General features: G+C 69.3%; 4 protein-coding genes. All 4 read right to left on the bottom strand.

From position 1 onward, the window contains the following. A partial coding sequence (locus RWP81_RS14265) for a hypothetical protein (RefSeq protein WP_314457180.1) occupies positions 1–580 on the bottom strand: 580 nt, incomplete at its 3' end. Positions 581–672: 92 nt separating this feature from the next. Then, positions 673–1224 (bottom strand): GIY-YIG nuclease family protein, encoded by a 552-nt coding sequence (locus RWP81_RS14260; protein ID WP_314457178.1) that lies wholly within the window; start codon positions 1222–1224, stop codon positions 673–675. A gap of 32 nt (positions 1225–1256) precedes the next feature. After that, on the bottom strand, positions 1257–3503 hold the full coding sequence (treS, locus tag RWP81_RS14255) for a maltose alpha-D-glucosyltransferase (RefSeq protein ID WP_314457182.1): 2247 nt from the start codon (positions 3501–3503) through the stop codon (positions 1257–1259). A 134-nt stretch (positions 3504–3637) separates the two neighbouring features. Beyond that, entirely contained in the window at positions 3638–4852 is a 1215-nt protein-coding gene (locus tag RWP81_RS14250; RefSeq protein ID WP_314457176.1) for an MFS transporter, read from the bottom strand. Between the last annotated feature and the right edge of the window lie 36 nt (positions 4853–4888).

The raw sequence follows: 4888 nt of genomic DNA, 5'->3' as shown, positions 1-4888 counted from the left end.
CCTCCTCGCCCGACCCGGCATCCGCCGCGGCGCCGTCGGCGTACCCGGCGTCGTATCCCGGGTCGAACATCGCGCCCACGAGCGCTGAGCCCACCACGTATCCGCCGATCGTGCCGAGCATCGACGCGCCCAGCATCGAGCCGAAGCCCGGGCCGCCCGAGAACGACCTCCCGCCGAACGTGCGCTCCATGAAGCCGGGCTGCGAGTACTCGGCGCGGGTCGCGGCGCGCGCGAGAGAGGCAGGCTGGTCGTCGGAGGGACGCTCGGAGGGCGCCAGAGTTGTCGAGAGATCGTGCAGTACCTGCTGACGCTGGGCGGGTGTGAGCTTGCCGAACGCCTCGGCATGCACCTGCTCCACCGTCTCGGGCGGAGCTGTGCGCAAGAGGTAGCGGTAGCGATCGACGGCCTGTCGGTCTTCGTCGGATCCGGATGCCACGGGCTCACCGCCGCCAACCGGTGGAGGTGCGTACCTGCCGTCGGCGTCGCGCAGTTCGCTCGCCGCGCCACGCGGGGACGCCGATGCGGCCGCGCGCTGCGGCGTCTCGTCACCGGACCCGAAGAGTCGATCGAGGAATCCCATGGTGCACTACCTCCCACATCGTGTGCGGCCCACGCTAGACGGCTCGTCCCAGAGCCCACGAGGGCTTGCCGCCGCCAGGGACAGGTGTTCCCTCACCCGCGCCGGGCGATCGCCTCGCTCACCCACCGGGCGTACCGGGCCCACGGGTCGTCGACCCCGGCAGCGATCCCGTCGACGTGCGCATCGAGCGCCGCGGATCGCCGGAACCACTCCGTGCGCCCGAACCGCTCGTCGGCGAACAAGGCGTGACGGTGCCGCTCGACCAGCCTGTCGCCCTGTTCGAAGGCGAGGAGTTCGTCATGCCAGATGGCGGCGAGACGCTGCCGCGGCCGTGCTGTGGTGCCGATCTTGATGCGTTCCTCGAACCGCAGGTAGTACACGACGTCGACGCGGGGCGGAGGCAGTTCGTCGTCCACGGCGTCGCCGTGCCGCCATTCGCACACCGCGCACAGCCACCCGGTCGGCCACCGCACCCCGAGGCGCGATGCGCACAGTCGGCACGGTGTCGGCAGAACATCGGTCACACCGTCGTGCGCTGTCGTCCACTCCGCGCTGACGGCCGCGTGCCACGCGCAGAGCGCCACGGGCGCCGCGGGGTCGACGGCACCGGCGCAGGAGACGACGAGGCAGACGGGGGCGGACATGCGCTCACGGTACGCCCGACCCCCGACATCGCTCACTCGTCGGTCTCGGGACCCTCCATCACCAGGAAGAGACCGGCGTACGGTCCCAGCTCGATCGAGAAGCTCTGCAGCTCGTCGACACGCCCGAGGACGTCGCCGGTCGCGGCATCCACTGCGGTGCTCTGTGGAACGAGGTACTCGGAGCGCACCGTCCCCTCGATCGTCTCGGACGAGAAGTTCAGCACCGTGATCTGCAGCGGTGCGTCCTCGGCGCGGCGATCGCCCCCATCGAGGCGGTGTACCAGCACGAGCATGCTCGGGTGACCCACCTGCGGGATGTCGATCTGCGACGCGATCGCGATGCCGTGGTCACCGCGGATGCGCAGCACGTCGCGCAGCCCCGACAGGAACGACTGCGGATCCGACTGCTGGTCTCCCAGCGACCCGTAGAGCGAGCGCGCACGCGGCATCCCCGAGATCGACGACGCAGCGTCCGGGGCCACGTCGAGCAGATCGTGGGCACCGCGCTCGATCCAGCGGGTGTCGCCCGACGAGATGAGGTGGCGCACATCGTCGGCGGGCAACGTGAGCGATCCCGTGAGGTCCCATCCCGACAGGGCGAACACGCCGGGCTGCCACGAGTTGTACTTCGCCAGCAACAGGTGCGCGTCGCGGATGGCGGGCACGTCGGCCTCGGTGATGTCGTCGAGGGTGGCCTTGCCCTGCGTGGCGGCGATGAGGGATGCCGTCGTGCAGGCGATGCCGTTCTGGGTGAAGACGAGGTTGTAATCGGCGTCGACCGTCAGCTTCTCGGTCAACTCCGCGCGCACCATCTCGGCGATCTCCGCACCCGAGTGCTCGTCATGGCGGAAGGGATAGAGCGTGTCGCGATGCGTGGTCGCCCAGTGGACGAGTTCATAGGTCAACTCGTCGTGGTTCTGCATGCCGTGCACCAGCTGCACCGGCTCGACGCCCGTTTCCCGCGCGGTGTTCAGGGCGAGGCGGAGGAACTCGGTGTTCGCCGTCGCGAGCGCGTGGTGGTAGCCCGGGCGTGTGACGAAGTCGTACGACAGGTCTGCGCCGACGGCGCTGGTGTCGCGGATGTCCTCCATCGTGAGGTTGAGCTCCTGGAAGGTGAAGCCGCCGACCTTTCGCACCATGCCGGCGATGATGTGGTTCGCCGCGTGCGAGAGCGGGTGGCCCTCCGACCACGCGGGAAGACCTTCGGCGCTCTTCTCGACACCGAGGAAGCCGTTGGCGTCCAGGCGGAGGGCACTCGTACCGAGGTCACCGAGCGAGTGCAGAGCGTCGCCGATGACCAGCCGCATCCCGGCGAAAGTGGGGTCGAGCCAGTTGATCGAGGGCTGCCCCTCCTTGAAGTAGTGCAGGTAGACCCACCGGCGCTCGAGACCGTCGGTGCCGACGACGGGCGCCGTCGCGCTCCAGTTCGTCTCCTTCACACCGGGCGTGTAGAAGATGACGCGCTGCAGCTCGCCGATGATGTACCCGCGGGCGCTCAGCTCGCGTTCAGTATCGGCGTCCAGGTTGACCGAATCGCGCCCCGCGGGCACCTCCGGCAGCAGCTCCCAGTCCTCCCGGGGGATCTCGACCATGTGGTAGATGCCGGGATAGTCCTTGTAGGCCATCTCGGCGAGGCGGAAGTCGGCGCCCTTCCCCGTGTGACCGGGGACGATGTCGTCGATCACGCTGCCGCCGTGCGACTCCGCCACATCGGCGACACGCCGGAAGGCGTTCTCATCGCCGAACTCCGGGTCGATCTGCGTGCTGATGCGGTCGAAGTGTCCGTCGACGCTCGGCGTCTCCTGCCATCCCGTGATTCCGCCGGCCCGCTTGACCGGACCCGTGTGGATGCCGTTGATCCCCACCCACTCGAACGCCTCCCACAGCGCCTCATCGCCCAATGCTTCGAGGAAGGACTCCCCCGGTCGCGTGATGAGGGAAATGGGGTACGCCGTGAACCACACGTCGGTCGACTCGATGGCCCGTCGAGCGTCGGGACGCGCGTAGGGGTTGCGCCACATCGACGGCTGACCCGACAACTGCCGGCTCAGGACGTCGGCGTCCTTCAACATCGACTGCCGCACGAGCCATTCCACGTACGACGGGTTGAGCCCGTTGGCGTTTCGTGGATCGGTGAGGAACCGCCGCAACGTGCCGCCGCGGAACTGGTCGCGCGGGCGCAGGCGCCGCGGCCGGGCCGGGTAGCGCTGCTCGTCGTAGCTGATCTCGGACACGTTCTCGACCGCATCCTCTGCATCCACCGGTGTCGACCCCACCATCTCGTCGTCCGTCATGCTGCGCTCGCCGGCATCGTCCACTCGCAACCTCCCTCACGTCTTCTTCGACGCTAGTCGGTCAGGACGATGACGCGCCGAGGCATTGACCTGGGCGCGGAAACCAGTGACTGTCGCCGTCACCGCGCGGCTGACGACGCCGAGCGCAGCGCCCAGGCCGCAAGCGCCATGGCCAGCGCGCACATCGCCAGCACGGCCCCGAGGAACCACCCCCACCCGGCTGCGCCGAAAACGATGCCCAACGCCCACCCGAACAGACTCGATCCGGCGTAGTAGCCCAGGTAGTACAGCGACGACGCCTGTGCGCGCGCCTCCGGATGCGCCGCGACCGGCGTCCACCCGGATGCCACGGCATGCGCACCGAAGAACCCCGCGGTGAAGGCGACGAGCCCGACGACCACACTCACGACAGCCGGCACGAACATCAGCGCCGCACCGGCCGTCATGACCACGGAGCAGACGAGAAGCACGGATAGTCGACCGTGGCGGACAGCGAGGGCCCCGGCGCGGGGCGACGAGAAGGTGCCTGCCAGGTAGGCCAGGAAAAGCAGCGTCACCACGGTCGGTGCGAGCGAGAATGGCGGATCGATGAGGTGGAACCCCAGGTAGTTGTACACCGCGACGAAGGCGCCCATCAGCAGGAAGCCCTGCGCGTAGAGCGCGAGCTGCACCGGCGACCGCAGGTTGAGCCATAGACGCCGCCGCACCGACGGCCCGCGTGTCGTGCGAAGGCGCCCGGGCACGAACCCGCGAGACGCGGGCACGAGGGTCAGGAAGAGCACCGCCGCGATCACACACAACAGAACGACGGATGCCACCCCCCACCGCCATCCGACCGCCTCGGCTACCCAGCCCGACACGACCCGGCCGCTCAGCCCGCCGACCGTCGTCCCCGCGATGTAGGACCCCGCCGCCGCCGCGACGTAGCGCGCGTCGACCTCTTCACTGAGGTACGCGAGGGCGATGGCCGGCACCGCGCCGAGCGCGACACCCTCGAGCAGACGCAGGACGAGCAGGACACCGAGATCGTGGGCGAGGGGCGTGAGGCCGCCGAGGATCGTCGCGGCGATGAGGCCGATCGTCATGGCAGGGACGCGACCGACCCGGTCGGCGAAGACCGACCAAGGGATCACGGCGACGGCGAGACCCAGCGTCGATGCCGACACGGTCAGAGCAGCCGCCGACGGAGTTGTGGGGACGTCGGCGGCGATCATCGGCAGTACCGCCTGCGTGGCGTAGAGCTGAGCGAACGTCGCGACGCCGCCGAAGAACAGCCCGACCAGGAGGCGACGATATTCACGGCCGCCCGGCACGTGCCCTGTGAAGTCGGTCACCCGTTCGAGCCTAGTTCCGGACCCCGGGTACGACGA

This window comes from uncultured Microbacterium sp., assembly GCF_963521695.1.
GTDB lineage: Bacteria > Actinomycetota > Actinomycetes > Actinomycetales > Microbacteriaceae > Microbacterium.
This window is presented reverse-complemented; position numbering and strand designations above follow the sequence as displayed.